This is a genomic window from Micromonospora chokoriensis, from assembly GCF_900091505.1.
GTDB lineage: Bacteria > Actinomycetota > Actinomycetes > Mycobacteriales > Micromonosporaceae > Micromonospora > Micromonospora chokoriensis.
This window is the reverse complement of sequence record NZ_LT607409.1, coordinates 2,668,847-2,690,869: the sequence shown is the minus strand read 5'-3', so window position 1 is coordinate 2,690,869 and position 22,023 is coordinate 2,668,847. Positions and strand designations below refer to the sequence as shown.

The window sequence follows — 22,023 nt, the reverse complement described above, 5'->3', positions numbered from 1 at the left end:
GGATCGGCCCACATCACGATAGGTTCGGAACGCCAATAGTGGTGACGAGAGGTGGCGGCACGGATGGCTGAGCAGGCGAAGGCACAGATCGGTGTGACCGGGCTGGCGGTGATGGGTCGCAACGTGGCCCGCAACCTGGCCCGCAACGGCTTCACGGTGGCAGTGCACAACCGGTCGCCGGAGCGCACCCGCAGCCTGGTCGCGGAGCACGGCGACGAGGGCACCTTCGTGCCGGGCGAGACGATGGCCGACTTCGTGGCGTCACTGGAACGACCCCGCGCGGTCATCGTCATGGTCAAGGCCGGTGCGCCGACCGACGCGGTGATCGACGAGTTGGTGCCGCTGCTGGAGGAGGGCGACATCATCGTCGACTGCGGCAACGCCCACTTCGCCGACACCCGCCGTCGGGAGGAGGCGCTGCGCGCGCAGGGGCTGCACTTCAGCGGCACCGGCGTCTCCGGTGGTGAGGAGGGCGCCTTGCTCGGCCCGAGCATCATGCCGGGTGGCTCCGCCGAGTCGTACGCCAAGCTCGGGCCGATGTTCGAAAAGATCGCCGCGCAGGTGGACGGTGTGCCGTGCTGCATGCACGTCGGGCCGGACGGCGCCGGGCACTTCGTCAAGATGGTGCACAACGGCATCGAGTACGCCGACATGCAGCTCATCGCCGAGGCGTACGACCTGCTCCGCTCCGGTCTGGACGCCAAGCCGGCGGAGATCGCGGAGATCTTCCGCGACTGGAACGACGGCGAGCTGGGGTCGTTCCTCATCGAGATCACCGCCGACGTGCTCGCGCACACCGACGCGGACACCGGCCGACCGTTCGTGGACGTCGTGCAGGACCGGGCCGAGCAGAAGGGCACCGGTCGATGGACCGTGCAGAGCGCCCTGGACCTGGGTATCCCGATCACCGGAATCGCCGAGGCCACCTTCGCCCGCTCGCTGTCCGGGCACGTCGACCAGCGGGAGGCGGCCCGCCGGGCATTCCCCGACGCGGGTGACAAGTGGCAGGTCACCGACCGGGAGGCGTTCGTCGAGGACGTCCGTCGGGCGCTGCTCGCTTCCAAGATCGTCGCGTACGCGCAGGGCTTCGACCACATCCGGGCCGGCAGCCAGGAGTACGACTGGGACATCGACCTCGGCGGCACGGCGACGATCTGGCGGGGCGGCTGCATCATCCGGGCCCGCTTCCTGGACCGCATCCGCGAGGCGTACGACCAGCAGCCCGACCTTCCGACGCTGCTGGTCGCACCGTACTTCGCCGACGCCGTCGCGGCCGGTGTGCCGAGCTGGCGGCGGGTGGTGGGTGACGCGACCCGGGCCGGTGTGCCGACGCCCGCCTTCTCGTCGTCGCTGGCGTACTTCGACGCGCTGCGCGCCGAGCGGCTGCCCGCCGCGCTGATCCAGGGTCTGCGGGACAACTTCGGCGCGCACACCTACCAGCGGGTGGACCGGGACGGCTCGTTCCACACCACCTGGGCCGCCGACCGCACCGAGTCGCCGGCGTAGACAAGCCCACGGCCCACAGCCCACAGCCCACGACCGGCGGCCCACAGCCCACGGCCGGAGGCCCGCGGCCCGCGGCCCCGACACGCTCGGGTCGGCCCAGTTCTTGCCGGGCCTCGTCCCGCGGCAAGATCGTGCTCGATCCTTGAAGTAGTGGCCTCCCGACGATGGGAGGCCACTACTTCCATGTTCGAGCACGATCATGAGAGACGACGCGGCGCGGCAGACGACGCGGCGCGGCGCGGCAGACCGCGCGGCCCGGCGCAGCACAGGTTCGCGGGCCCCGGTCAGTTGATCGTGGCGTGCATTTCCCAGACGAGGATCTCGGCCGGTTCGTCGGCGGTGACGCGCCGGCCGCCGGTCATGGTCAGCCGGGCCGCGTCGCCGGTGCCCAGTGGCCCGCTGCCCTCCAGGGTGACGGTGCCGTCGGGCACGTACAGGTGCACGAAGGGCGCGTCGGGGATGGTGACCTCGTCGCCGGGGGCGAGTCGGGCGGCGTGCAGCGTCGCGTAGCGGTTGCGGATCCGGATCGCGGACGCGCCGTCGTAGCGGTCCATCCCGGAGGCGATCGGCACCAGGCCGCCGCGGAGCAGTTCGTCCTCGATCTCCAGCTGCTCGTAGCCGGGGTCGACGCCCTGTTCGTCCGGGAGCACCCACATCTGCACGAAGTGGACCGGGTCGCTGTGCGGCTCCTGGTTGTTGAGCCGCCAGGCGTCGTTCTTCTCCGAGTGCAGGATGCCGGTGCCGGCGCTCATCCGCTGCGCCAGCCCCGGGTAGATCACCCCGGAGTGCCCGGTGGAGTCCTGGTGCACCAGGGAGCCACGAAGCACCCAGGTGACGATCTCCATGTCCTCGTGCGGGTGGGTCTCGAAGCCGGCGCCCGGCCGGACCACGTCGTCGTTGTTGACCAGCAGCAGACCGTGGTGGGTGTTGGCCGGGTCGTAGTGCCGGGAGAACGAGAACGAGTGCTTCGAGTCCAGCCAGGAGATCCGGGTGGCGAAGCGGTCGTCGGCGCGACGGACGTCCACTGCGGGGGCGGGCGCGGTCACCAGGCACGCTGCCCGGCGTCGGGGGTCGACGGCGCCCAGGTCAGGGCCGGTTCTCCGGTGGCAAGTTCGGCGATCTCGCCGGTCCGGAGTTGTGGTGTGTGGCCGAACTCGGCGCAGTGCTGCTCGGCGATCTCGGCACAGATGTCAGCCACCTGCTCGCAGATCGGGTCACCCAGATCGGCAGCGTTCAACGCCATGATCATCTTGAACCGGAGATCCCGCATGCGCACTCCAACCGCCGTCGGCCCGCCACTTCCGGACCCTACAGGCCCCCCTTCCGCAGAACTCCGAAACGACCCCACCCACCCACCCACCCACCCACCCCACCCCACCCCACCCCAGCCCACCCCAGCCCACCCCAGCCGCGTCGATCATGGAGTTGTGGTGGTGCATATAAGTCGCGAAAGCGGCTGATTCGGCCACCACAACTCCATGATCGACCGGGGCGGGGGCGGGGGCGGGGCGGGGGCGGGGGCGGGGCGAGGGTGGGGGCGGGGGCGGGGCGGGGCGGCTCCGCGCACCAACGCAAGCGCCGCCCGCAGGATCGCGGGCGGCGCCAGGGTTGTCGGGGTCAGAAGAAACGGCGGCGCTTGGCCTTCTGGGGGCGGATCAGGTCGGCGCCCCTGGTCAGGAGCCGGGTCGCTCCGGAGGGACCACGGCGGGCCTCCAGGGTGTGGCTGAGTCGGCGGGCGCCGGCAGCCGCGAGTGGCACTGCGACCGCCATCACCGCCCACTGGGCAATGCGCTTCTGGATCATGTGGGTTCACCTCCGTCAGTGGCTTCTGACGTCACTGGTACCCAGTGTGACGTGCGGGTAAGCGCGTCAGCTCAGAACCGGGGCGACCGGGTTGGGCAGTGCCCCGCCGAAGCGACGGTCCCGCTGCGCGAACAGCTCGCACGCGTACCAGAGGTGGCGGCGGTCGAAGTCGGGCCAGAGCGTGTCCAGGAAGACCAGCTCGGCGTACGCGGTCTGCCAGAGCAGGAAGTTGGAGATCCGTTCCTCCCCGGAGGGGCGCAGGAACAGGTCCACCTCCGGAATCTCCGGGTGGTAGAGGTACTTCGCGACGGTCTTCTCGGTGACCTTCGCCGGGTCGAGCTTGCCGGCGGCCACGTCCCGGGCGATCGCGGCGGCGGCGTCGCCGATCTCGGCCTGCCCACCGTAGTTGACGCAGAACTGCAGGGTCAGCGTCGAGTTGCCCTGGGACATCTCCTCGGCGGTCTGCAACTCGGAGATGACGCTCTTCCACAACCGCCCGGGGCGACCCGACCAGACCACCCGGACGCCGAGGTCGACCAACTGGTCGCGGCGGCGACGGATGACGTCCCGGTTGAACCCCATCAGGAATCGGACCTCGTCCGGCGAGCGCCGCCAGTTCTCGGTGGAGAACGCGTACGCCGACAGGTAGGGGATGCCCATCTCGATGGCGCCCTCGATGGTGTCGAAGAGGCTGTGCTCCCCCGCCTCGTGCCCCTTGGTGCGGGGCAGCCCGCGGTCCTTGGCCCACCGACCGTTGCCGTCCATCACCACCGCCACGTGCTTCGGCACCGCCTCGGCGGGCAGCGCCGGCGGCCGGGCGCCGGACGGGTGTGGGGTCGGCGGCGTCGGCTCGCGCCGGCTGGCCTTCTTCGATCGGATCACTCGGTCACTCCCTGTTCGCGCCGTCCGCCCCGGCCTCGACGTCGCCACGTGGCCGGAGCACCACGGCTCCGCCGCCTTCCGGTGGCGAGGCCGCGCCGGCCGCCGAGGGACCCCGGTCGACCAGCGGCAGCGAGCGTAGCGCGCGCTCCAGGTGCCACTGGAGGTGAGCCGCGACCAGCCCGCTGCACTCCCGGCGTACCCCGGTGTCGGTGGCGTCGGCGAGCACCCAGTCGCCGGTGGTCAGCGCGGACATCAGGTCGATGGTGGCCGGCGCGGGGTGGGCCGCGCCGGGTGGTCGACAGTCCGGGCAGACCGCGCCGCCGGCCGGCACCGAGAACGCCCGGTGCCGACCCGGGGTGCCGCAGACCGCGCAGGCGATCAGCGCCGGCGCCCAACCGGCGAGGGCCATCCCCCGCAAAAGGTACGCGTCGAGCACCAGGGTGGTGGCGTGCTCGCCCCGGGACAGCGCCTTCAGTGCGCCCAGGGTGAGCTGGAACAGCCGTAGCGACGGCTCCCGTTCGACCGGGGTCAGCCGCTCGGCGGTCTCGGCGATCGCGCTGGCCGCCGTGTATCGCGGGTAGTCCCCCAGGAACCGTTTGCCGTACAGGTCGATGCCCTCGACCTGGCTGACGGTGTGCAGCGCGCTGCCGTGGTTGCCCTTCGGGTCACCGGCGAGCTGGAGGTCGACGTGGCCGAACGGTTCCAGCCGGGCACCGAACTTGCTCATGGTGCGGCGGACCCCGCGGGCCACCGCCCGCAGCCGCCCGTGTCGGCGGGTGAGCAGTGTGATGATCCGGTCGGACTCGCCGAGTTTCTGCACACGCAGCACCACCGCGTCGTCGCGGTAGAGCTGTCGGCGGTACCCGGCCATCGGGCCATTCTCCCTCGGGGTGTGAAATCAGGGTTGGTTCGGGGTGGACGCGCGGACTAACCCCGATGCGCGCGGCTCTTGACCGGCCGTAGCGTGCTGGCCATGGCAATGCAACCGACCACCGGCGGTCTCCGTCGTCGCGTCACCGCCCCCGTCGCCCTGGGGCTGGCAACCACTCTCATCGTGCTCGCCGGGTGTGACAACCTGGCCATGCGTCGGCTCGACTACGACGACACCGAGCCGGTGCAGATCACCAGCATCCGGGTGTTGCCGGGCTCCGGTGACGTGGTCGTCCGGGGCACCGGCACGGCGGCGGAGGCGCGGATCAAGCGGGTGGTGCGCTACCAGGGTGGCGAGCCCCGGGCCCGGTACGAGATCAAGGGCAGCGAGCTGGTGCTGGACACCGACTGCGGCGACCGGTGCAGCGTCTCCTACGAGGTGACGGTGCCGGAGGGTGTGGCTCTCCAGGGCGAGTCCGGTTCCGGTGACGTCGAGCTGAGCAAGGTCGGCGCGGTGGAGCTTCGGTTGGGGTCGGGTGACGTGCGGGTCGTCGACGCGAGCGGCACGGTCGAGGTGGAGACCGGTTCCGGCAACATCGACGTGAGCGAGGTCAGCGGGGCCGTCCACCTGCGCGCCGGGTCCGGTGACATCACCGCGCGGCGGCTCGGTGGCACGACGGATGCCGAGGCCGGCTCCGGCAATGTCACCGTCGAGTTGGACAAACCGGCTGCGGCGCGGGCGCACGCGTCCAGCGGCGACGTGATGTTGCTGGTGCCGCCGGGCAGTTACCGGGTGCGCTCCGGCGCGGGCTCCGGTGACGCGCGGGTCACCGTCGCCGACGACCCGGCCGCGTCGCTGGTGCTCGACGGTTCGGCCGGCAGCGGCAACGTGACGATCAGCCAGCGTTGACGTCGACGGTGGCCTGCTCCCCGACCGTCCGCTGGGCGGGCACCACCGCCGGTCGGCTCGGGCCACCGGGGATCACCTCCGGGCGGCGGCGGGCGGCGACGTCCTCGACCCAACCGACGGCGAGGGTGACCAGGCCGACCAGCGCGAAGACCAGCAACACCCGGATGGCCAGCCCCACCGGATCCTGGTGGGACCAACCCACCACGTCGACCAGCGGAGTGAGCGCCACCACGAACGGCATGTGCCAGAGGTAGATGGTGAGCGCCCTCCGGTTGACCACTGTCACCGCCCGGTCGGCCAGCCGGCTCCGACCCAGCCACTCCACCCCGGTGGGAGCCCGACCGAGGACGACCAGGATGAACGCGGCCGACCAGAGGGCGTTGCCCAGGTGGTTGTCGTTCAGGTCGTACCCCCGGGGGCCCGGATGCCCGACGATCCAGGCACCGCCGCCCACCGCGAGGGCGATCGCCACCGGGTACAACACCCGGCCGGAGAGCCGGCGCAGCATCCCGGCGTGGTGGGCGAAGCCCAGCATCCACGCTCCGAAGTACAGCCCGAACTCGCGCAGCACCGTCGGCGCCGGGTAGATCCCCGCCTCGATCGCGACCAGGAGGAGGTACGGGGCGAGCAGGGTTGGCAGCGGGGCACGCCGAAAGAGCCAGAACGCGACAGGTGAGGCGAGCACGAACCACAGGTAGTCGCGGAGGTACCAGATGACGCTCAGGGCCAGGGCGCCCCAGTCGTTGGCCGGTGGGTCGGCGATCGGGAACAGCCACAGCAGCACCCGAGGGCTCACCGGCAACCCACTGAGCAGCATGGCCGGCACGAAGACCGCCGCGAGCACCCACAGTGACGGCAGCAGCCGACGCAGCCGACGCCCGACCGCCGCCGGCCCGGAGCGGGTGAGCGACGCGGCCATCAACGAACCGGCCAGCGCGAACATCACCGACATGGCGGGGAAGACGAGCGTGAGGGTCGCCCACCCGGTGACGTGGTAGACGACCACTCGGACGATGGCCAGGAAACGGAGCACGTCGAGGTACCTGTTGCGCATCAGCCTGCATCTCGGTCGGGGACGCTTGGCGTCGTTCCCCTACCCTGCGCGGTGCCCGCGCGAAACGGACAGCACCCCCGACCGAACGTGAATCTCTCCACCGACATGACCGAAGACGATCATGGGGTACGACGACAGCCGTACCCGCGCCGGCCGGCCCGATCGGCCGACCGGTCGGTGCGGTGGGGTCAGAAGCCCAGCTTGCGCAGCTGCCTCGGGTCGCGCTGCCAGTCCTTCGCGACCCGTACGTGCAGGTCGAGATAGACCCGGCCGCCCAGCAGCTCCTCGATCTGCCGGCGGGCGTTGGTGCCGACCTCCTTGAGCCGGCTCGCCTTGTGACCGAGAACGATGGCCTTCTGGCTGGGCCGCTCCACGTACAGGTCGGCGTAGATCTTCATGACCTGGCCCTCGGGGATCATCTCCTCGACCACCACGGCGATGGAGTGCGGGAGCTCGTCACGAACCCCCTCCAGCGCGGCCTCCCGGATCAGCTCCGCGACGAGAACCTGCTCGGGATCGTCGGTCAGCATGTCGTCCGGGTAGAGCTGCGGCGACGGCGGCAGATATTTCGTCATCACGTCGACCAGAGTGTCCACCTGGTGCCCGGCCACCGCGCTCACCGGCACGATCTCGGCGAAGTCTCCCATCTTGCTGACCGCGAGCAACTGCTCGGCCAGTTGGCGCTTGTCCACCAGGTCGGTCTTGGTGACCACCGCCAGCACTGTCGCCTTCAACCCGGCCAGCTCGCCGGTGATGAACTTGTCACCGCGCCCGACCGGCTCGTTCGCCGGGATGCAGAGGCCGATCACGTCGACCTCCGTCCAGGTGGACCGGACCAGGTCGTTGAGGCGCTCGCCGAGCAGCGTCCGGGGGCGGTGCAGGCCCGGGGTGTCGACCAGGACCAGCTGCGACTCCGGGCGGTGCAGCACGGCACGGATGACGTGCCGGGTGGTCTGCGGCTTGTTCGAGGTGATCGCGATCTTGGTGCCGACGATGGCGTTGGTCAACGTCGACTTGCCCGCGTTGGGCCGACCGACGAAACAGCCGAAACCGGCACGGTACGGCCGGGCCTCCGGGTCCTGCACGGGACTCACTGGGTCACCGTGCCGAGGACCGTGCCGTCGGGTGCGGCAACGTGGATCGGGGCGTCGCCAGCGAGGTCGCGCACCGCCGCGTGACCGGCGCCGTCCAGCGTCGACGCCTCGGTCACCACCACCGCGGCCTCCAGCCGGCTCGCCCCGGCCGCCACCGCCGACGCGACCGCCAACTGCAACGCGGTGAGGGTCAGCGAGGGCAGCGCGACACTGGCCGCCGCGTACGTCCGCCCGTCCTGATCCCGGACCGCGGCGCCCTCCACGGCACCGACCCGCGCGCGGGCGCCCCGGGCCAGGACGACGAGCTTGCCGTCCTCGGCGCTCAACGCGACCGCCGCGGTGGGGGTGGGTTGTGCGGTGGGCGCGGCGGGTGTGTCAGGCATCGGCGGATTGCCTCTCGTCGTCTCGGTAGTTGTCCGTGTCGTCCCCGGGGCCGGCGTGCTCGCCGCGCCCCGCGGTGTCCTTCTCGTGCCGCCCCGCGGTGTCGTGGTCGTCGCCCGGCTCGGCCCTGCTGACCAGGACGGTGTCGATCCGGTTTCGCCGGCCGGTGGTGCCCTCGGCGACCAACCGGAGGCCGGCGACCTCGACCTCCGCACCGGGGATCGGCACCCGCCCCAGCGACTGGGCGAGCAGGCCACCGACCGTCTCCACCTCGTCGGTGGGCAGGTCGGTGTCGAACATCTCGCCCAGGGTCTCCACCGGCAGGCGGGCGGTCACCCGCACCGAGGAGTCCGTCAGACGTTCGACGGGCGGGCGTTCGACATCGTACTCGTCGGTGATCTCACCGACGATTTCCTCCAGGATGTCCTCGATGGTGACCAGACCGCCGGTGCCGCCGTACTCGTCGACGACGATGACCAGGTGGTTGCGGGCCGCCTGCATCTCCGACAGCAGGTCGTCGACCGGCTTGGACTCCGGCACGAAGGTCGCCGGGCGCATCAACTCGGCCACCGGCAACTGCTCGGCCTGCGGGTCGCCGCCCCGGGAGCGACGGATCAGGTCCTTGAGGTAGAGCACACCCAACACGTCGTCGACGCTCTCGCCGATCACCGGGATGCGGGAGAAACCGGAGCGCAGGAAGAGCACCAGCGCCTGCGCCAGCGTCTTGCCCTCCTCGATCCACACCATCTCCGTACGCGGCACCATCACTTCGCGGGCGATGGTGTCGCCGAGCGCGAACACCGAGTGGATCATTTGACGTTCGCCGTGCTCGACCACGCCGCGCTGCTCGGCCAGGTCGACGAGCTCGCGCAACTCCACCTGGGTGGCGAACGGCCCCTCCCGGAAGCCGCGCCCCGGGGTGACCGCGTTGCCGATCAGGATCAGCAACGACGCGAGCGGGTTGAGCGCCCGGCCCAGCCAGCGGACCATCGGTGCGACCGCCCGACCCACCGCGTACGCGTGCTGTCGGCCGATGGTGCGCGGCGCGACGCCGACCACCACGAAGCTGACCACCGTCATCGCGCCGGCGGTCACCAGCGCGGCCCGCCAGCCCGCGCCGAAGCTGTCCACCGCGACCAACGCGACGAGCGTGGTGGCGGTCAACTCGGCGAGCAGTCGCAGGAGCAGGAGCAGGTTGAGGTGCCGGACGACGTCGCCGGCGACGACCTGGAGGGTCCTGGCGCCACGCACACCGTCGCGGGCCAGCTCGGCGGCTCGCGCCGGCGAGACCGCGGCGAGTGCCGCCTCGGTCATCGCGATCAGACCGGCCAGCACCACCAGGCCGGCCGCGAAGACGATCAGCTGAAGGTCAGGAAGGCCGGCGGTGGCACCGGCCGCGAGTAACGGAGGAGTGGACATCACTGGGTGCGGGTCGACCGCCAGCTGGCCAGCAGCCGAGCCTGGAGCCCGAACATCTCCCGCTCCTCCTCCGGCTCGGCGTGGTCGTAACCGAGCAGGTGCAGCACCCCGTGCACGGTGAGCAGGTGCAGCTCGTCGGCGGGCGTGTGCCCGGCCGTCGCCGCCTGCTTGGCCGCGACCTCGGGGCACAGCACGATGTCGCCGAGCAGGGCGGGCTCGCCGCCGGCCGGCGCGGACTCACCCGGGCCGTGGTCGACGCTGCCCTCGTCCATGGGGAAGGCGAGCACGTCGGTCGGCCCGTCGCCGCCCATCCAGTGGTGGTTCAGCTCGGTCATGTACTCGACGTCGACCAGCAGCACGGACAGCTCGGCGAGGGGGTTGACCCCCATCTCGTCGAGGGCGTGCCGGGCGACGGCGAGCACGGCGTCGGTGTCGACGTCGACACCGGACTCGTTGGCGATCTCGATGGACAACTGCTTTCCTCTGCTTTAGCGGCGGCGGCCGGCCCGGCCGCCCTGGGCGGGTCGCCCGGGCACGGCGTGGACGCCCTGTGCCTGCTGGTTCTCCCGCTCGGCGTCCCAGCGGGCGTACGCGTCGACGATCTCCCCGACCAGCCGGTGGCGGACCACGTCGGAGCTGGACAACTGGGCGAAGTGCACGTCCTCGACGTTTTCCAGGATCTCGCGGACCACCCGCAGACCGCTGGTCGTCCCGCCGGGAAGGTCCACCTGGGTGACGTCACCGGTGACGACGATCTTGGAGTTGAAGCCGAGTCGGGTGAGGAACATCTTCATCTGCTCGGGCGTGGTGTTCTGCGCCTCGTCCAGGATGATGAAGGCGTCGCTCAGCGTCCGACCCCGCATGTAGGCCAACGGCGCGACCTCGATCGTCCCCTGGGCCATCAGCTTCGGGATCGTCTCCGGGTCGAGCATCTCGTGCAGCGCGTCGTAGAGCGGCCGCAGGTACGGGTCGATCTTCTCGTTGAGCGTGCCAGGCAGGAAGCCCAGCCGCTCCCCCGCCTCGACCGCCGGCCGGGTCAGGATGATCCGGTTGACCTGCTTGGCCTGCAACGCCTGGACGGCCTTCGCCATCGCCAGGTAGGTCTTGCCGGTGCCGGCCGGGCCGATGCCGAAGACGATGGTGTTCGAGTCGATGGCGTCGACGTAACGCTTCTGACCGAGGGTCTTGGGTCGGATGGTGCGCCCGCGACGGGAGAGGATGTTGAGCGTCAGGACCTCGGCGGGCCGCTCGGCGCTGCCCTGCTCGAGCATGCCGACGGTACGCCGGACGGCGTCAGTGGTCAGGGTCTCGCCTTTCTCGATGAGTTCGAGCAGCTCGCTGAAGACCCGCTCGGCGAGGGCGTTGTCCGCGGGGTCGCCGGTGATGGTGATCTCGTTGCCGCGGACGTGCACGTCACTGGTGACCGAGCGTTCGACGAGTCGGAGGATCTCGTCGCCTGCGCCGAGCAGATTGACCATGATCTTTGAGTCGGGCACGGTGATCCTGGTCTGCACCCGGGGCGGGCCGGGAGGTGGGGTGCCGGTCATAGGTCGGGCCGAAGGGCCCTGCGCCACCTGCTCTCGATCTCGGCGCCGGCCTGCTGGCCGACGTGCGGACGTTGCACCCATCGTATCCGTTCGACGCGGGCCGCATCGCGCCCATTTCCGCTGGCCGCGATCAACGCCCGGCCCGGAAGTCGTACCTGTCGAAGGTCTCCTGGTGGCGGGTGAACCGGTACGTCGCCCAGTGCATCCGGACCACCACGCCGGCCTCGTCCCGGGTCAGTCGCAGCAGCTCACCGACCTCCCGACCGGACGCCGTACGGAACACGTCAGGCTGGTCCGGCAGGGGCACGAAGACCGCCGGAGGACGTCCGGCCGGGTCCCCCACCCCACGCGCCCGCAGGGATCCGTCGTGCCAGGAGAAGACGTACTCGGAACCCTCCCCCCACCAGCGGCCGAGCATCCCCCGCACTGCCGCCGGCGCGGGTGCCCCCGGCCGCCACGGCGTGATGTCGGCCGGATCCCGCTCGACCGCCGCGGCGAGCAGCCGGTGCGTCAGGTCGAACAGTTCGGCCGCCGTACCGGACGAGCCGAGCACCGCAGCGCCCATCGCACCGGCCGTGCCGTCGCCTCCCCTGCGGCCGTACACGCCGGCGAGGAAACCGGGCATCGCCCCGTCGTGCCCCACGTGCATCACCCGTTCGCCCTGCGGGATCAGGAGCAGCCCGAGCCCGAAGCCCGCGCCCCAGAGCGTCTCGTCGGTGGTGGTCACCGGCCAGCGCATCTCGTCCAGCGTCGCGGGGGCGAGCACCGCGCCGGCCGGGTCCAGTGCCACCGGGTCGGCCAGGAACGCCGCCCACCGCGCCATGTCGGTGGCGGTGCTCCAGAGCTGCGCGGCCGGACCGACAGCGCCGAAGTCGGTCGGTGGCTCCGGGTGCGCCTCGTCGGAGTACGCGTCGACCAGGAATCCGGTGGCCGCCGTCGGTCGGGGGGTCACCGTGGTGTCGGTCAGCCCGAGCGGCGTCAGGATCCGCTCGGTGAGCGCCTGCGCCCAGCTCTCGCCGCGCAGCCGGGCGACCAGTCGACCGAGCACGGCCATGCCCAGGTTGGAGTAGTGGAACCGGCGGCCGGTCGGCAGCACCCGCTCGGCCCGTTCCAGCTCCGCCACCAACCGGTCGTCGTCCGGTGCGCGCAGGCTGTCCCACACGTCGCCGAACGGCTCGCGTTGCAGGCCGGCGGTGTGCGACAGCAACCGGCGCACGGTCAGCTCGCCGTGTGCGGGCAGGTCCAGGTGCCGACCCACCGGGTCGTCCAGGTCCAGCAGCCCGTCGTCGCGGCACTGGAGGGTGAGCACCGCGGTGAAGGTCTTCGTGACCGAGCCGATCCGGAACTGGGTGTCCGGCGTCAACGGGCTGTCGGTGCCGGTCTCGCCGACGGTGCACGTCCAGAGCGGCCGGTCGGCCCGGTGCAGCGCCACCGACACCGCCGGCACCCGGGCGTCGGCCTGCACCTGCCGGACGAGTCGACCCAGGTGCTCGTGCACGCGACGGTCGGGTTCGCTCACGCCGTCACTCCGCTTCGCTGCGTGCCGCCACGAGACACCTCCGCACCGAGCCCGATGATTCGCTCGCTGCGCTCGCTCATGCCAGGTCCCGGGCGAGCATCGGGCCGAGCGGCGCACCACCGAGCAGGTGCGCGTGCACGTGGAACACCTCCTGACCGCCGTACGCGCCGGTGTTGAACATCAACCGGAAACCGTCGCCGAGCAGACCCTCGTCCTCGGCCACGGCGGCGGACGTCGCCAACACGTCGGCGGCCAGCGCCGGGTCACCCTGCGCGAGGGTGGCGACGTCGGCGTAGTGCTCCTTCGGAATGACCAGGACGTGCACGGGCGCCTTCGGGTCGATGTCGCGGAAGGCGAGCGTGGTGTCGGTCTCCCGGACCACGGTGGCCGGGATCTCCCCGGCGACGATGCGGCAGAACAGGCAGTCGGATCCCATCGGGGCAGTGTAAGGACCCGCTCGCGGCTCGGGCAGGATGGCCGGCATGACGGATCGGGCGGTACTCGTGACCGGAGCCTCGCGCGGGATCGGTGCCGCCGTCGCGCGGGCGTTCGCCGAGAGCGGCGACCGGGTGGCGATCCACCACCGGGACTCCGCCGACGCGGCCGAGGAGGTGCGCGGGCGGCTCCCCGGCGCCGGGCACGTGGTGGTCCGCGCGGACCTCACCGACCCGGACGCGGTACGGGCCATGGTGGACCGGGCGGCCGAGGCGCTCGGCGGGTTGGACGTCCTGGTGAACAACGCCGGGACGTACGGCGACCGGGACGACCCGCACCCGATCTTCGGCGCCTCGTACGAGGAGTGGCAGAAGCGCTGGCGGCAGGTGGTGGAGACCAACCTGACCGGTGCCGGCAACGTCATCTGGTGCGCCGCCCAGCACATGCGCGACAGTGGCGGGCGGATCGTCAACGTCTCGTCCCGGGGCGCGTTCCGCGGCGAGCCGCACCAGCCGGCGTACGGTGCCAGCAAGGCGGGGCTGAACGCGTTGGGTCAGTCCCTCGCCGTGGCGCTCGCGCCGTACGGCATCGCTGTCGCCACCGTCGCGCCGGGCTTCGTGGCGACGGACATGGTCACCGAGTACCTGGACGGCGAGCAGGGCGCGGCGATCCGGGCGCAGAGCCCGTTCGACCGGGTGGGCCGACCGGAGGAGATCGCGGCCGCCGTGCACTGGCTGGCCTCGCCGCAGGCCGAGTGGACGTCCGGCACGATCGTCGATCTCAACGGTGCCTCCTACCTGCGCAGCTGATCCCACACGCGGCGGCAAGTCACCCGGTCGAACAGGTGGCTCGCGGCACACGGGCGGGTAAAGGCCTCCGACATGGCCGACTCCGCGCTGCTGGACCTCACTGCCGACTACCGGGTGGCCGACGGCCACGACGACGACCCCGTCCTGCTCCGATCCGACGGGACTCCCGTCGACACGTGGCGGGAGGACTACCCGTACGACGACCGGATGGACCGTGACGAGTACGACCGGGACAAGCGGCTGCTCCAGATCGAGCTGTTGAAGCTCCAGGACTGGATCAAGGAGTCCGGAGAGCGGCTGCTGGTCATCTTCGAGGGCCGGGACGCGGCCGGCAAGGGCGGCACCATCAAGCGCTTCATGGAGCACCTCAACCCGCGCGGCGCGTCGGTCGTGGCACTCGCCAAGCCGGACGAACGGGAAGCCGGCCAGTGGTACTTCCAGCGGTGGCTGGCGCACCTGCCGGCGGCCGGTGAGATCGTGCTGTTCGACAGGTCCTGGTACAACAGGGCCGGCGTCGAGCGGGTGATGGGCTTCTGTGGCCGCAAGGAGTACCTGGAGTTCCTGCGTCAGGCCCCGGAGCTGGAGCGGATGCTGGTGCGCTCGGGCATCCGACTGGTCAAGTTCTGGTTCTCCGTCTCCCAGAACGAGCAGCGCACCCGGTTCGCGATCCGCCAGGTCGACCCGGTCCGGCAGTGGAAGCTGTCCCCGATGGACATCGCCTCGCTGGACCGCTGGGACGACTACACGGAGGCCAAGGAGGCGATGTTCTTCTGGACCGACACGGCCGACGCGCCGTGGACGGTGGTGAAGAGCAACGACAAGAAGCGGGCCCGACTGGAGGCCATGCGGCACGTGCTGAACCGCTTCGACTACGCCGGCAAGGATCCGGAGGTGGTCGGCACACCGGACCCGCAGATCATCGGAAACGCCGGGCTGGACCTGGGGCCGGAGGAGGAGGTCGTGCCGGTGTTCCCCAGGCCCTGAACGGTCACCAGCGGCCGAGGCGGGTGGCGAGCACGCTGAGCGCCGCCACGCCGGCGGTCGAGGTGCGCAGCACGGCCGGCCCGAGTCGCACCGGCCGGCCGCCGGCCTCGCGGAACGCGGTCAGCTCGGCCGGGGCGATGCCACCCTCCGGGCCGACCACCAGGACGATCTCACCGGCGGTCGGCAGGTCGGCGGTGGTCAGCCGCTCGTCGGCCTCCTCGTGCAGCACGAACGCGGCGGCGGCACCGGCGATCCGACGGGCCACCGTGGCGGTCGACTCGTCGGGCGCGCCGGCCACCACCGGCAACCACGGCCGGCGGGACTGCTTGGCAGCCTCCCGGGCCGTCGCCACCCACTTCTCCCGCGCGCGTACGCCCCGGTCGCCGCGCCACTGGGTCACCGAGCGCGACGCCGCCCACGGCACGATCTCGTCGACGCCGACCTCGGTCATCGCCTGCACCGCCAACTCGCCCCGGTCGCCCTTCGCGATGCCCTGCACGGTGACGATCCGGGGTACGGGCGCGTCCGCGTACCCCCGGGAGGTGATGGTGACCTCCAGGCTGCCCCGGCCGACGGCGGTGACCACGGCGGTGGCGGTGCCGCCGCGCCCGTCGGCGAGCAGCAGCTCCTCGCCGACGCGCAGCCGCTGCACGGTGGCCGCGTGGTGCCCCTCCGGACCCGCGAGGGTCAGCGCGTCGTCGGTGGGCAGCGCCTCGACCAGGAACAGCGGCGCGGACACCTCAGGCGTGCCCGTTGAACGCGTCGCGCATCCGGGAGAAGAAGCCGCCCTGCTTGGACAGCTCGGCGACCTCCTCACCGCGGGTCTTGGCGAAGTCGCGCAGCATCTTCTCCTGGTCCGGGTCGAGCTTGGTCGGGGTCCGCACGTCCAGGTGCACGTAGAGGTCGCCCCGGCCGGTGCCGCGCAGGTGCGGTACGCCCCGGGCGCGCAGACGCAGCGTGCTGGCCGGCTGGGTGCCGGCCTTGACGTCGACGGTCTCCTCGCTGTCCAGGGTCTTGATGGTCAGCCGGGTGCCCAGCGCCGCCGCGGTCATCGGCACGGTGACCCGGCAGTGCAGGTCGTCGCCCTTGCGGGAGTAGACGTCGTGCGGCCGCTCGTGGATCTCCACGTAGAGGTCGCCGGCGGTGCCGCCGCCCGGGCCGACCTCGCCCTGCTGGGCCAGCCGGATCCGCATGCCGTCCTCGACGCCGGCCGGGATCTTGACGGTCAGCGAGCGGCGGGTGCGCACCCGGCCGTCGCCGGCACAGGTGGGGCAGGGGTGCGGGATGGTGGTGCCGTAGCCCTGGCACACCGTGCACGGCCGGGCGGAGACCACCTGGCCGAGGAAGGTGCGCTGCACCGACTGCACCTCGCCCCGACCGGCGCACGCCTCGCAGGTCGCCAGGTGGGTGCCGGCGGCCGTGCCCGCGCCGGAGCAGGTGGTGCAGAGCACAGCGGTGTCGACGGTGATCGGCGCCTCGACGCCGAACGCCGTCTCGTGCAGGTCGAGTTCGAGTCGCAGGATCGCGTCGGCGCCCGGACGGGTCCGCGGACGCGGGCCACGGGCGTTGCCCCCGGCGCCGCCGAAGAAGGCGTCCATGATGTCCTGGAAACCGACGAACGGGCCCGCGCCACCGGGCCCACCGGGGCCTCCCGCGCCACCGCCACCGGGGGCGAGCGGGTCGCCACCGAGGTCGACGATCTGCCGCTTCCGGTCGTCCGAGAGGACCTCGTACGCGGCGTTGATGTCCTTGAACTTCTCCTGAGCCTCCGGGTCCGGATTGACGTCCGGGTGGAACTGGCGCGCCAGCTTGCGGTAGGCGCGCTTGATCTCGTCATCGGAGGCTTCCCGGCTCACGCCGAGAATGCCGTAGTAGTCCCTGGCCACTGCGTTCCGTGTCCTCATGTTCGTCTCGCGTTGCGCCGATCCGGCAGCCGCCGGCCGTCGGCCCTGACTGGTCAGTTCTGGGCCAGCAACTCGCCCACGTAGCGTGCCACGGCGCGCACCGTGGCGATGTTGCCGGGGTAGTCCATCCGGGTGGGCCCCAGCACCCCCAGACCGCCGACGATCGTCGCGCCCGGACCGTAGCCGGTGCTGACCACCGACGCGGCCCGCAGGTTGTCGAACTCGTTCTCGTCGCCGATCAGCACCCGGGTCGTGCTCGGCTCGGTCTCACCGATGAGCTTGAGGAGCACGACCTCCTCCTCCAGGGCTTCGAGGATCGGTCGCAGGGAACCCTGGAAGTCGAGCAGGCCACCCCGGGTGAGGTTCGCGGTGCCGGCCAGCGCGATGCGTTCCTCGTGCCGCTCGACGAGCGTCTCCAGCAGCACCGTGGAGAGCATGGTCATCATCGGCCGCAGCTGGGTCGGCGCCTCCTCGACCAGCGCCTGCACCAGCGGCGGGGTGTCGGACAGCCGGGCTCCGGCCAACTTTTCGTTGACCAGCCGACGCAGGTCGGTGACGTCGTCGGCGGGCACCGGCCCGGGCAGCTCCACCAGCCGCTGCTCCACCCGCCCGGTGTCGGCGATCATGACGAGCATCAGCCGGGTGGTGGAGATCGGCACCAGCTCCAGGTGACGCACCGAGGAGCGGGCCAGCGACGGGTACTGCACGACGGCCACCTGCCGCGTCAACTGGGCGAGCAGCCGCACCGTGCGGTGCACCACGTCGTCGAGGTCCACCGCCCCGACCAGGAAGCGCTCGATGGCCCGACGCTCGGCCGGGCTGAGCGGCTTGACCCGGGACAACCGGTCGACGAAGAGTCGGTAACCGCGGTCGGTGGGCACCCGGCCGGCACTCGTGTGCGGCTGCCGGATGTAGCCCTCCTCCTCCAGCACGGCCATGTCGTTGCGGACCGTGGCCGGGGAGACCCCGAGCTGGTGCCGCTCGACCAGCGCCTTGCTGCCGACCGGCTCCTGGGTGGAGACGTAGTCCTCGACGATGGCGCGGAGCACGGCGAGCTTTCGGTCGTCGAGACCCATCCTCCGCACCTCCTGTCGCACGTCGGCCGCCGGCTTCCTGGGGCCGGCCGGGCCGTCCTGGCACTCGACTGTAGCGAGTGCCAGTCTACGTCGAGGTACCCGTCGACGCGATGATCAACGGCGGCCCATCGGTGCGGCCCGCGCCACCCTGGCGGGCCCGCACGGCCCACACTGCCGGCAGGTGTTGCTCTGGTGCGGCGTTGCCAACTGCCCCTACCGTGACATCCATGACTGAACCTCCTCGCCCTCCCGGCGCGGGTGACCCCGGCAACTACCCGCCGGAGCCGACCTCCCCGGGTGCGTACCCGTCGGCCGAGCCACCCACCGCACCACTGTCCGGGGCACCCGGCCCGGGCGGCTATCCCCCGCCCGGTGGCTATCCGCCGCCCACCGGTGACCAACCGCCGTCAGGTGGCTACCCTCCGGCGGGTGGTTACCCTCCGCCGGGCGGCTATCCCCCGCCCGGTGGTGGCTACCCGACCGGCGGTGGCTACCCGACCGGCGGCGCGTACGGCGGCCCCGGCGGCGGCTACGCCAACAACGAGGACAAGACCTGGGCGCTCGTCGCGCACTTCGGCGGTGCCGCCGGCATGATCATCAGCGGTGGTGTGCTCGGCTGGATCGCCCCACTGGTGGCGATGCTGGTCCGCGGCAACCAGTCCCAGACCGTCCGGTCGCACGCCGTGGCGGCCCTCAACTTCCAGCTCATCTGGTCGATCGTCGGCCTGATCGGCTGGGTGCTGTCCTGCATCGTGATCGGCTTCCTCGGGGTCTTCGCGGCAGTCGTCCTCGGCGCCGTGTTCGGCATCATCGCCGGGATCAAGGCCAACGAGGGGCAGCTCTACCGCTACCCGCTCTCCGCGAGCTTCGTCAAGTGAGGCCTCGGGCCGGCCGCTCCCCCGGCCGGCCCGGCCCTAGGGCAGCAGGTCCCGCACGACGGCGTCGGCGAGCAGCCGCCCGCGCAGCGTGAGCACGGCCCGCCCGGCCGCGTACTCGTCGGCGGCCAGCAGGCCGTCGGCCAGCGCCCGCTCGGCGCCCGCCCGGCCGGCGGCGTCGAGCACCGTCAACGGCAGGCCGCTGGCGAGACGCAGGCGCAGCATCACGTCCTCCATGTGCGCCTCGTCGGCGGTGAGCACCTCCCGGGCCAGGCCCGGAGACGCGCCCGCCGCGAGCCGCTGGGCGTACGCGGAGGGGTGCTTGACGTTCCACCACCGCACTCCGCCGACGTGGCTGTGCGCCCCCGGCCCGAGCCCCCACCAGTCCGCGCCGGTCCAGTAGAGCAGGTTGTGCCGGCACCGGGCCTGATCGGTGGCCGCCCAGTTGGAGACCTCGTACCAGGAGAGCCCGGCCGCGTCGAGCGCGGCCTCCGCGGCCAGGTAGCGGTCCGCGGCCACGTCGTCACTGGGGTACGCCAGTTCGCCGCGCCGCATCCGGGCGGCGAGTCGGGTGCCGTCCTCGACGATCAGGGCGTACGCGCTGACGTGGTCCGCCCCGGCGGCGACCACCTGCTCCAGCGAGGCGGCGAAGTCCTCGGCCCGCTCTCCCGGCGTCCCGTAGATCAGGTCCAGGTTCACGTGCTCGAACCCGGCGTCGCGGGCTTCCAGAGCGGCGGCGGTGGCCCGGCCGGCGCTGTGTTTGCGGTCCAGGATCGCCAGCACCCCCGGCGACGCGGACTGCATGCCCAGCGAGATCCGGGTGTAGCCGGCGGCCCGCAGCAGCTTCAACGATTCCGGGGTAACCGATTCCGGGTTCGCTTCGGTGGTCACCTCGGCGTCGGCGGCCAACCCCCAGGTGCGGTCGACGCCGTCGAGGATGCGGGCCAGGTCGTCGGCGGCGAGCAGGGTGGGCGTACCGCCGCCGACGAAGACGGTGTCGACCCGGGGCGGTGGGCTGTCGCCCAACACCCGGGCAGCGAGCGCCAGCTCGGCCAGGACGGTGTCGGCGTACCCGTCGCGGCTCGCGCCGCCGCCCAGTTCGGCCGCCGTGTAGGTGTTGAAGTCGCAGTAGCCGCAGCGACTGGCGCAGAACGGCACGTGGACGTACACACCGAAGCCGCGCGCGCCGACCGCCGTGGTGGCGGTGGCGGGCAGCGATCCGTCGACGGGGACGGTCTCACCATCTGGAAGGACGCCGGGCATGGCCACTAGTGTGCCCGGCATGACCTCTCCCGACGTCCTCGTGCGGGTCGCCACGGCCCGTGGGGTGACCACCCTCACCCTGGACAGCCCACACAACCGCAACGCGCTCTCCACCGCACTGATGACGCAACTGCTGTCGGGGCTGGCCGACGCGGTGGCCGACGAGGCGGTCCGGGCGATCGTGCTGGACCACACCGGCACGGTGTTCTGCTCCGGCGCGGACCTGAAGGAGACCGCCGCCGCGTACGCCAGTGGCACGGTGCCCGCCGCGATGCTGGGTGACGTGCTCGCGGCGATCTGGGAGTGCCCGAAGCCGGTGCTGGCCCGGGTGGGCGGGCCGGCGCGGGCCGGCGGTCTCGGCCTGATCGCCGCCGCCGATCTCGCGGTCTGCGCCGACGAGGCGACGTTCGCGTTCACCGAGGTGCGGATCGGGGTGATCCCGGCGGTGATCTCGGCGACCGTGCTGCCCCGGCTGCACCCGCGCGCCGCCGCCGAGCTGTACCTGACCGGAGACACCTTCGACGGGCGACGGGCCGCCCAGGTCGGCCTGGTCACGGCCTCCGTGCCCGCCGCCGAGCTGGACGCCGCGGTGCGGGGTTACTGCGACTCGCTGGTGCGCGGCGCTCCGGGCGCGTTGGCGGGCGCGAAGGAGTTGCTGCGCCGACCGGGCACCGCCGAGCTGCGCGCCGACCTGGCCCGGCTGTCCGCCCTGTCGACCGGCTACTTCCTCTCCGACGAGGGGCGCGAGGGAGTCACCGCGTTCCGGGAAAAAAGGCCGGCGACCTGGGTGCCCGCCCTGGACGGAGGTTCCGCAGAGCCGACCGGCTGACCCGGCCCGTCACCGGTGACCGTCGTGGGCGCCGCCTTCGGTCGGCGGCGCCCACACCTCGGTCACCACGCGGTCGCGCCGCCGTCGACCGGGTAGTTCGCGCCGGTGATGTAGGACGCCCGGTCGGAGGCCAGGAACACCACCAGTTCGGCGACCTCCTCGGGTTGGGCGAACCGCTTCAGCAGCGTCTTGCCGGTGATGGCGTCCCGGGCCGCCTGGTTGTCTCCCAGGTCGCGCTCACTCGCCGGGCTGATGATGGGCCCGGGGCTGACCGCTACCGCCCGGATGCCGTGCGGCGCGCCTTCGAGAGCGAGTTGTCGGGTCAGACCGATGACGCCGGCGTTCGCCGCGGTGTGGCCGACCATCGGGGGGACGTGACCGGCGATCGACCCCGCCATGGACGCGGCGTTGATGATCACGCCACCACCGCGTCGCACCAGGTGCGGCCAGGCGAACTTCGACACGAAGTACGGAATGTCGAGTTCGCCGGTGATGGTGTACCGCCAGTCCTCGACCGAGAAGTCGGGCATCGGGCCGAAGCGCAGCGCCGCCGCGTTGTTGTAGACCACGTCGAGCCCGCCGTAGGCCGCGACGGCGTCCTCGACGAGCGTGCGCACCTGCTCCGGGTCGGTGAGGTCGACCGGCGCGATGCCCGTCATCTCACCCCCGGCGGCGCGAACGAGTTCGACGGTCTCGTTGTTGCCGTCGACCTGGATGTCGGCCCCGACGACCTTCGCGCCTTCCCGCGCGAAGATCTGCGCGGCGACGCGTCCCAGACCGCCCCCGGTGCCGGTGACGAGTACGACCTTGCCGTCGAGCGTTCCCATGGAACTCCTCCTTGCCCCGTGACCGGTCCGGCCGCC

Annotated in this window: 24 protein-coding genes; 6 read left to right on the top strand and 18 right to left on the bottom strand. The window is 71.9% G+C overall.

Translation table 11 applies throughout. From position 1 onward, the window contains the following. Nucleotides 1–63 precede the first annotated feature (63 nt). A complete protein-coding gene (gene gndA / locus GA0070612_RS12795) occupies nucleotides 64–1,506 on the top strand; it encodes an NADP-dependent phosphogluconate dehydrogenase (RefSeq protein ID WP_088991461.1) in 1,443 nt (480 codons plus the stop codon). A gap of 284 nt (nucleotides 1,507–1,790) precedes the next feature. Here the strand turns inward: gndA and GA0070612_RS12790 are convergent, their stop codons facing one another. The 5 genes from GA0070612_RS12790 to recO form a co-directional block, all read right to left on the bottom strand. Continuing rightward, the gene (locus GA0070612_RS12790) at nucleotides 1,791–2,552 is read right to left on the bottom strand and encodes a pirin family protein (RefSeq protein ID WP_088988092.1); all 762 of its coding nucleotides are present in this window, start codon (nucleotides 2,550–2,552) and stop codon (nucleotides 1,791–1,793) included. Further along, nucleotides 2,549–2,776 (bottom strand): thioredoxin reductase, encoded by a 228-nt coding sequence (locus GA0070612_RS12785; RefSeq protein WP_088988091.1) that lies wholly within the window; start codon nucleotides 2,774–2,776, stop codon nucleotides 2,549–2,551. The genes GA0070612_RS12790 and GA0070612_RS12785 overlap by 4 nt, the downstream gene beginning before the upstream one ends. A 347-nt stretch (nucleotides 2,777–3,123) precedes the next feature. Then, the gene (locus GA0070612_RS12780) at nucleotides 3,124–3,309 is read right to left on the bottom strand and encodes a hypothetical protein (RefSeq protein ID WP_088988090.1); all 186 of its coding nucleotides are present in this window, start codon (nucleotides 3,307–3,309) and stop codon (nucleotides 3,124–3,126) included. Nucleotides 3,310–3,375: 66 nt separating this feature from the next. Then, entirely contained in the window at nucleotides 3,376–4,191 is an 816-nt protein-coding gene (locus tag GA0070612_RS12775; protein ID WP_088988089.1) for an isoprenyl transferase, read from the bottom strand. A gap of 4 nt (nucleotides 4,192–4,195) precedes the next feature. After that, nucleotides 4,196–5,062: a DNA repair protein RecO gene (gene recO, locus GA0070612_RS12770; protein ID WP_088988088.1), complete on the bottom strand. Its 867-nt coding sequence runs from the start codon at nucleotides 5,060–5,062 to the stop codon at nucleotides 4,196–4,198. A 102-nt stretch (nucleotides 5,063–5,164) separates the two neighbouring features. Between recO and GA0070612_RS12765 the strand changes: the two genes are divergently transcribed. Then, entirely contained in the window at nucleotides 5,165–5,971 is an 807-nt protein-coding gene (locus GA0070612_RS12765; protein ID WP_088991460.1) for a DUF4097 family beta strand repeat-containing protein, read from the top strand. Here the strand turns inward: GA0070612_RS12765 and GA0070612_RS12760 are convergent. From GA0070612_RS12760 to GA0070612_RS12725, 8 genes are all read right to left on the bottom strand, one after another. Continuing rightward, on the bottom strand, nucleotides 5,958–7,025 hold the full coding sequence (locus GA0070612_RS12760) for an acyltransferase family protein (RefSeq protein ID WP_088988087.1): 1,068 nt from the start codon (nucleotides 7,023–7,025) through the stop codon (nucleotides 5,958–5,960). The two genes, GA0070612_RS12765 and GA0070612_RS12760, sit on opposite strands and share 14 nt — an antisense overlap. Before the next feature lie 188 nt (nucleotides 7,026–7,213). Further along, nucleotides 7,214–8,110: a GTPase Era gene (gene era, locus GA0070612_RS12755; RefSeq protein WP_088991458.1), complete on the bottom strand. Its 897-nt coding sequence runs from the start codon at nucleotides 8,108–8,110 to the stop codon at nucleotides 7,214–7,216. 5 nt (nucleotides 8,111–8,115) lie between these two features. Next, nucleotides 8,116–8,502, bottom strand: coding sequence for a cytidine deaminase (locus GA0070612_RS12750; RefSeq protein WP_088988086.1), 387 nt, complete (start codon nucleotides 8,500–8,502; stop codon nucleotides 8,116–8,118). After that, nucleotides 8,495–9,943 (bottom strand): hemolysin family protein, encoded by a 1,449-nt coding sequence (locus GA0070612_RS12745; RefSeq protein ID WP_088991459.1) that lies wholly within the window; start codon nucleotides 9,941–9,943, stop codon nucleotides 8,495–8,497. Before GA0070612_RS12745 ends, GA0070612_RS12750 begins: the two co-directional genes overlap by 8 nt. Further along, nucleotides 9,919–10,392: an rRNA maturation RNase YbeY gene (gene ybeY / locus GA0070612_RS12740; protein ID WP_088988085.1), complete on the bottom strand. Its 474-nt coding sequence runs from the start codon at nucleotides 10,390–10,392 to the stop codon at nucleotides 9,919–9,921. The genes GA0070612_RS12745 and ybeY overlap by 25 nt, the downstream gene beginning before the upstream one ends. 15 nt (nucleotides 10,393–10,407) lie before the next feature. Continuing rightward, the gene (locus tag GA0070612_RS12735) at nucleotides 10,408–11,466 is read right to left on the bottom strand and encodes a PhoH family protein (protein WP_088988084.1); all 1,059 of its coding nucleotides are present in this window, start codon (nucleotides 11,464–11,466) and stop codon (nucleotides 10,408–10,410) included. Nucleotides 11,467–11,596: 130 nt separating this feature from the next. After that, the gene (locus tag GA0070612_RS12730; RefSeq protein ID WP_231924541.1) at nucleotides 11,597–12,985 is read right to left on the bottom strand and encodes a serine hydrolase domain-containing protein; all 1,389 of its coding nucleotides are present in this window, start codon (nucleotides 12,983–12,985) and stop codon (nucleotides 11,597–11,599) included. A gap of 76 nt (nucleotides 12,986–13,061) precedes the next feature. After that, entirely contained in the window at nucleotides 13,062–13,421 is a 360-nt protein-coding gene (locus GA0070612_RS12725) for a histidine triad nucleotide-binding protein (RefSeq protein WP_088988083.1), read from the bottom strand. Between the two features lie 46 nt (nucleotides 13,422–13,467). On the opposite strand from GA0070612_RS12725, the gene GA0070612_RS12720 reads away from it, so the two are divergent. Together GA0070612_RS12720 and ppk2 are read left to right on the top strand one after the other, a co-directional pair. Further along, nucleotides 13,468–14,229 (top strand): SDR family NAD(P)-dependent oxidoreductase, encoded by a 762-nt coding sequence (locus GA0070612_RS12720; protein ID WP_088991456.1) that lies wholly within the window; start codon nucleotides 13,468–13,470, stop codon nucleotides 14,227–14,229. A gap of 72 nt (nucleotides 14,230–14,301) precedes the next feature. Then, nucleotides 14,302–15,213, top strand: coding sequence for a polyphosphate kinase 2 (gene ppk2, locus GA0070612_RS12715; RefSeq protein WP_088988082.1), 912 nt, complete (start codon nucleotides 14,302–14,304; stop codon nucleotides 15,211–15,213). A gap of 4 nt (nucleotides 15,214–15,217) precedes the next feature. Here the strand turns inward: ppk2 and GA0070612_RS12710 are convergent, their stop codons facing one another. The 3 genes from GA0070612_RS12710 to hrcA form a co-directional block, all read right to left on the bottom strand. Further along, a complete protein-coding gene (locus GA0070612_RS12710) occupies nucleotides 15,218–15,952 on the bottom strand; it encodes a 16S rRNA (uracil(1498)-N(3))-methyltransferase (RefSeq protein WP_088988081.1) in 735 nt (244 codons plus the stop codon). A 1-nt stretch (nucleotide 15,953) separates the two neighbouring features. Then, complete coding sequence (gene dnaJ / locus GA0070612_RS12705; protein WP_030491782.1) at nucleotides 15,954–17,099, bottom strand: molecular chaperone DnaJ; 1,146 nt, start codon at nucleotides 17,097–17,099, stop codon at nucleotides 15,954–15,956. A gap of 71 nt (nucleotides 17,100–17,170) precedes the next feature. Next, the gene (gene hrcA, locus GA0070612_RS12700) at nucleotides 17,171–18,193 is read right to left on the bottom strand and encodes a heat-inducible transcriptional repressor HrcA (RefSeq protein ID WP_088988080.1); all 1,023 of its coding nucleotides are present in this window, start codon (nucleotides 18,191–18,193) and stop codon (nucleotides 17,171–17,173) included. A 227-nt stretch (nucleotides 18,194–18,420) separates the two neighbouring features. Here hrcA and GA0070612_RS12695 point away from each other — a divergent pair, with 227 nt between their 5' ends. Next, nucleotides 18,421–19,071: a DUF4870 domain-containing protein gene (locus GA0070612_RS12695; RefSeq protein ID WP_088988079.1), complete on the top strand. Its 651-nt coding sequence runs from the start codon at nucleotides 18,421–18,423 to the stop codon at nucleotides 19,069–19,071. A gap of 36 nt (nucleotides 19,072–19,107) precedes the next feature. Here GA0070612_RS12695 and hemW read toward each other — a convergent pair whose 3' ends face one another. Further along, nucleotides 19,108–20,331: a radical SAM family heme chaperone HemW gene (hemW, locus tag GA0070612_RS12690; protein ID WP_197699426.1), complete on the bottom strand. Its 1,224-nt coding sequence runs from the start codon at nucleotides 20,329–20,331 to the stop codon at nucleotides 19,108–19,110. A 19-nt stretch (nucleotides 20,332–20,350) separates the two neighbouring features. Between hemW and GA0070612_RS12685 the strand changes: the two genes are divergently transcribed. Further along, the gene (locus GA0070612_RS12685) at nucleotides 20,351–21,160 is read left to right on the top strand and encodes an enoyl-CoA hydratase-related protein (protein ID WP_088988077.1); all 810 of its coding nucleotides are present in this window, start codon (nucleotides 20,351–20,353) and stop codon (nucleotides 21,158–21,160) included. 62 nt (nucleotides 21,161–21,222) lie between these two features. Here GA0070612_RS12685 and GA0070612_RS12680 read toward each other — a convergent pair whose 3' ends face one another. Then, nucleotides 21,223–21,987: an SDR family NAD(P)-dependent oxidoreductase gene (locus GA0070612_RS12680; RefSeq protein ID WP_088988076.1), complete on the bottom strand. Its 765-nt coding sequence runs from the start codon at nucleotides 21,985–21,987 to the stop codon at nucleotides 21,223–21,225. Nucleotides 21,988–22,023: the final 36 nt, after the last annotated feature.

What these genes read in the sequence shown, in the direction of transcription:
- GA0070612_RS12780 (WP_088988090.1), bottom strand. Translation starts at nt 3,309, where the DNA reads ATGATCCAGAAGCGCATTGCCCAGTGGGCGGTGATGGCGGTCGCAGTG.
- GA0070612_RS12685 (WP_088988077.1), top strand. Translation starts at nt 20,351, where the DNA reads ATGACCTCTCCCGACGTCCTCGTGCGGGTCGCCACGGCCCGTGGGGTG.
- GA0070612_RS12680 (WP_088988076.1), bottom strand. Translation starts at nt 21,987, where the DNA reads ATGGGAACGCTCGACGGCAAGGTCGTACTCGTCACCGGCACCGGGGGC.
- hrcA (WP_088988080.1), bottom strand. Translation starts at nt 18,193, where the DNA reads ATGGGTCTCGACGACCGAAAGCTCGCCGTGCTCCGCGCCATCGTCGAG.
- GA0070612_RS12785 (WP_088988091.1), bottom strand. Translation starts at nt 2,776, where the DNA reads ATGCGGGATCTCCGGTTCAAGATGATCATGGCGTTGAACGCTGCCGAT.
- GA0070612_RS12720 (WP_088991456.1), top strand. Translation starts at nt 13,468, where the DNA reads ATGACGGATCGGGCGGTACTCGTGACCGGAGCCTCGCGCGGGATCGGT.
- GA0070612_RS12750 (WP_088988086.1), bottom strand. Translation starts at nt 8,502, where the DNA reads ATGCCTGACACACCCGCCGCGCCCACCGCACAACCCACCCCCACCGCG.
- GA0070612_RS12765 (WP_088991460.1), top strand. Translation starts at nt 5,165, where the DNA reads ATGGCAATGCAACCGACCACCGGCGGTCTCCGTCGTCGCGTCACCGCC.
- hemW (WP_197699426.1), bottom strand. Translation starts at nt 20,331, where the DNA reads ATGCCCGGCGTCCTTCCAGATGGTGAGACCGTCCCCGTCGACGGATCG.
- ppk2 (WP_088988082.1), top strand. Translation starts at nt 14,302, where the DNA reads ATGGCCGACTCCGCGCTGCTGGACCTCACTGCCGACTACCGGGTGGCC.
- GA0070612_RS12725 (WP_088988083.1), bottom strand. Translation starts at nt 13,421, where the DNA reads ATGGGATCCGACTGCCTGTTCTGCCGCATCGTCGCCGGGGAGATCCCG.
- GA0070612_RS12695 (WP_088988079.1), top strand. Translation starts at nt 18,421, where the DNA reads ATGACTGAACCTCCTCGCCCTCCCGGCGCGGGTGACCCCGGCAACTAC.
- GA0070612_RS12735 (WP_088988084.1), bottom strand. Translation starts at nt 11,466, where the DNA reads ATGACCGGCACCCCACCTCCCGGCCCGCCCCGGGTGCAGACCAGGATC.
- recO (WP_088988088.1), bottom strand. Translation starts at nt 5,062, where the DNA reads ATGGCCGGGTACCGCCGACAGCTCTACCGCGACGACGCGGTGGTGCTG.
- gndA (WP_088991461.1), top strand. Translation starts at nt 64, where the DNA reads ATGGCTGAGCAGGCGAAGGCACAGATCGGTGTGACCGGGCTGGCGGTG.
- GA0070612_RS12760 (WP_088988087.1), bottom strand. Translation starts at nt 7,025, where the DNA reads ATGCGCAACAGGTACCTCGACGTGCTCCGTTTCCTGGCCATCGTCCGA.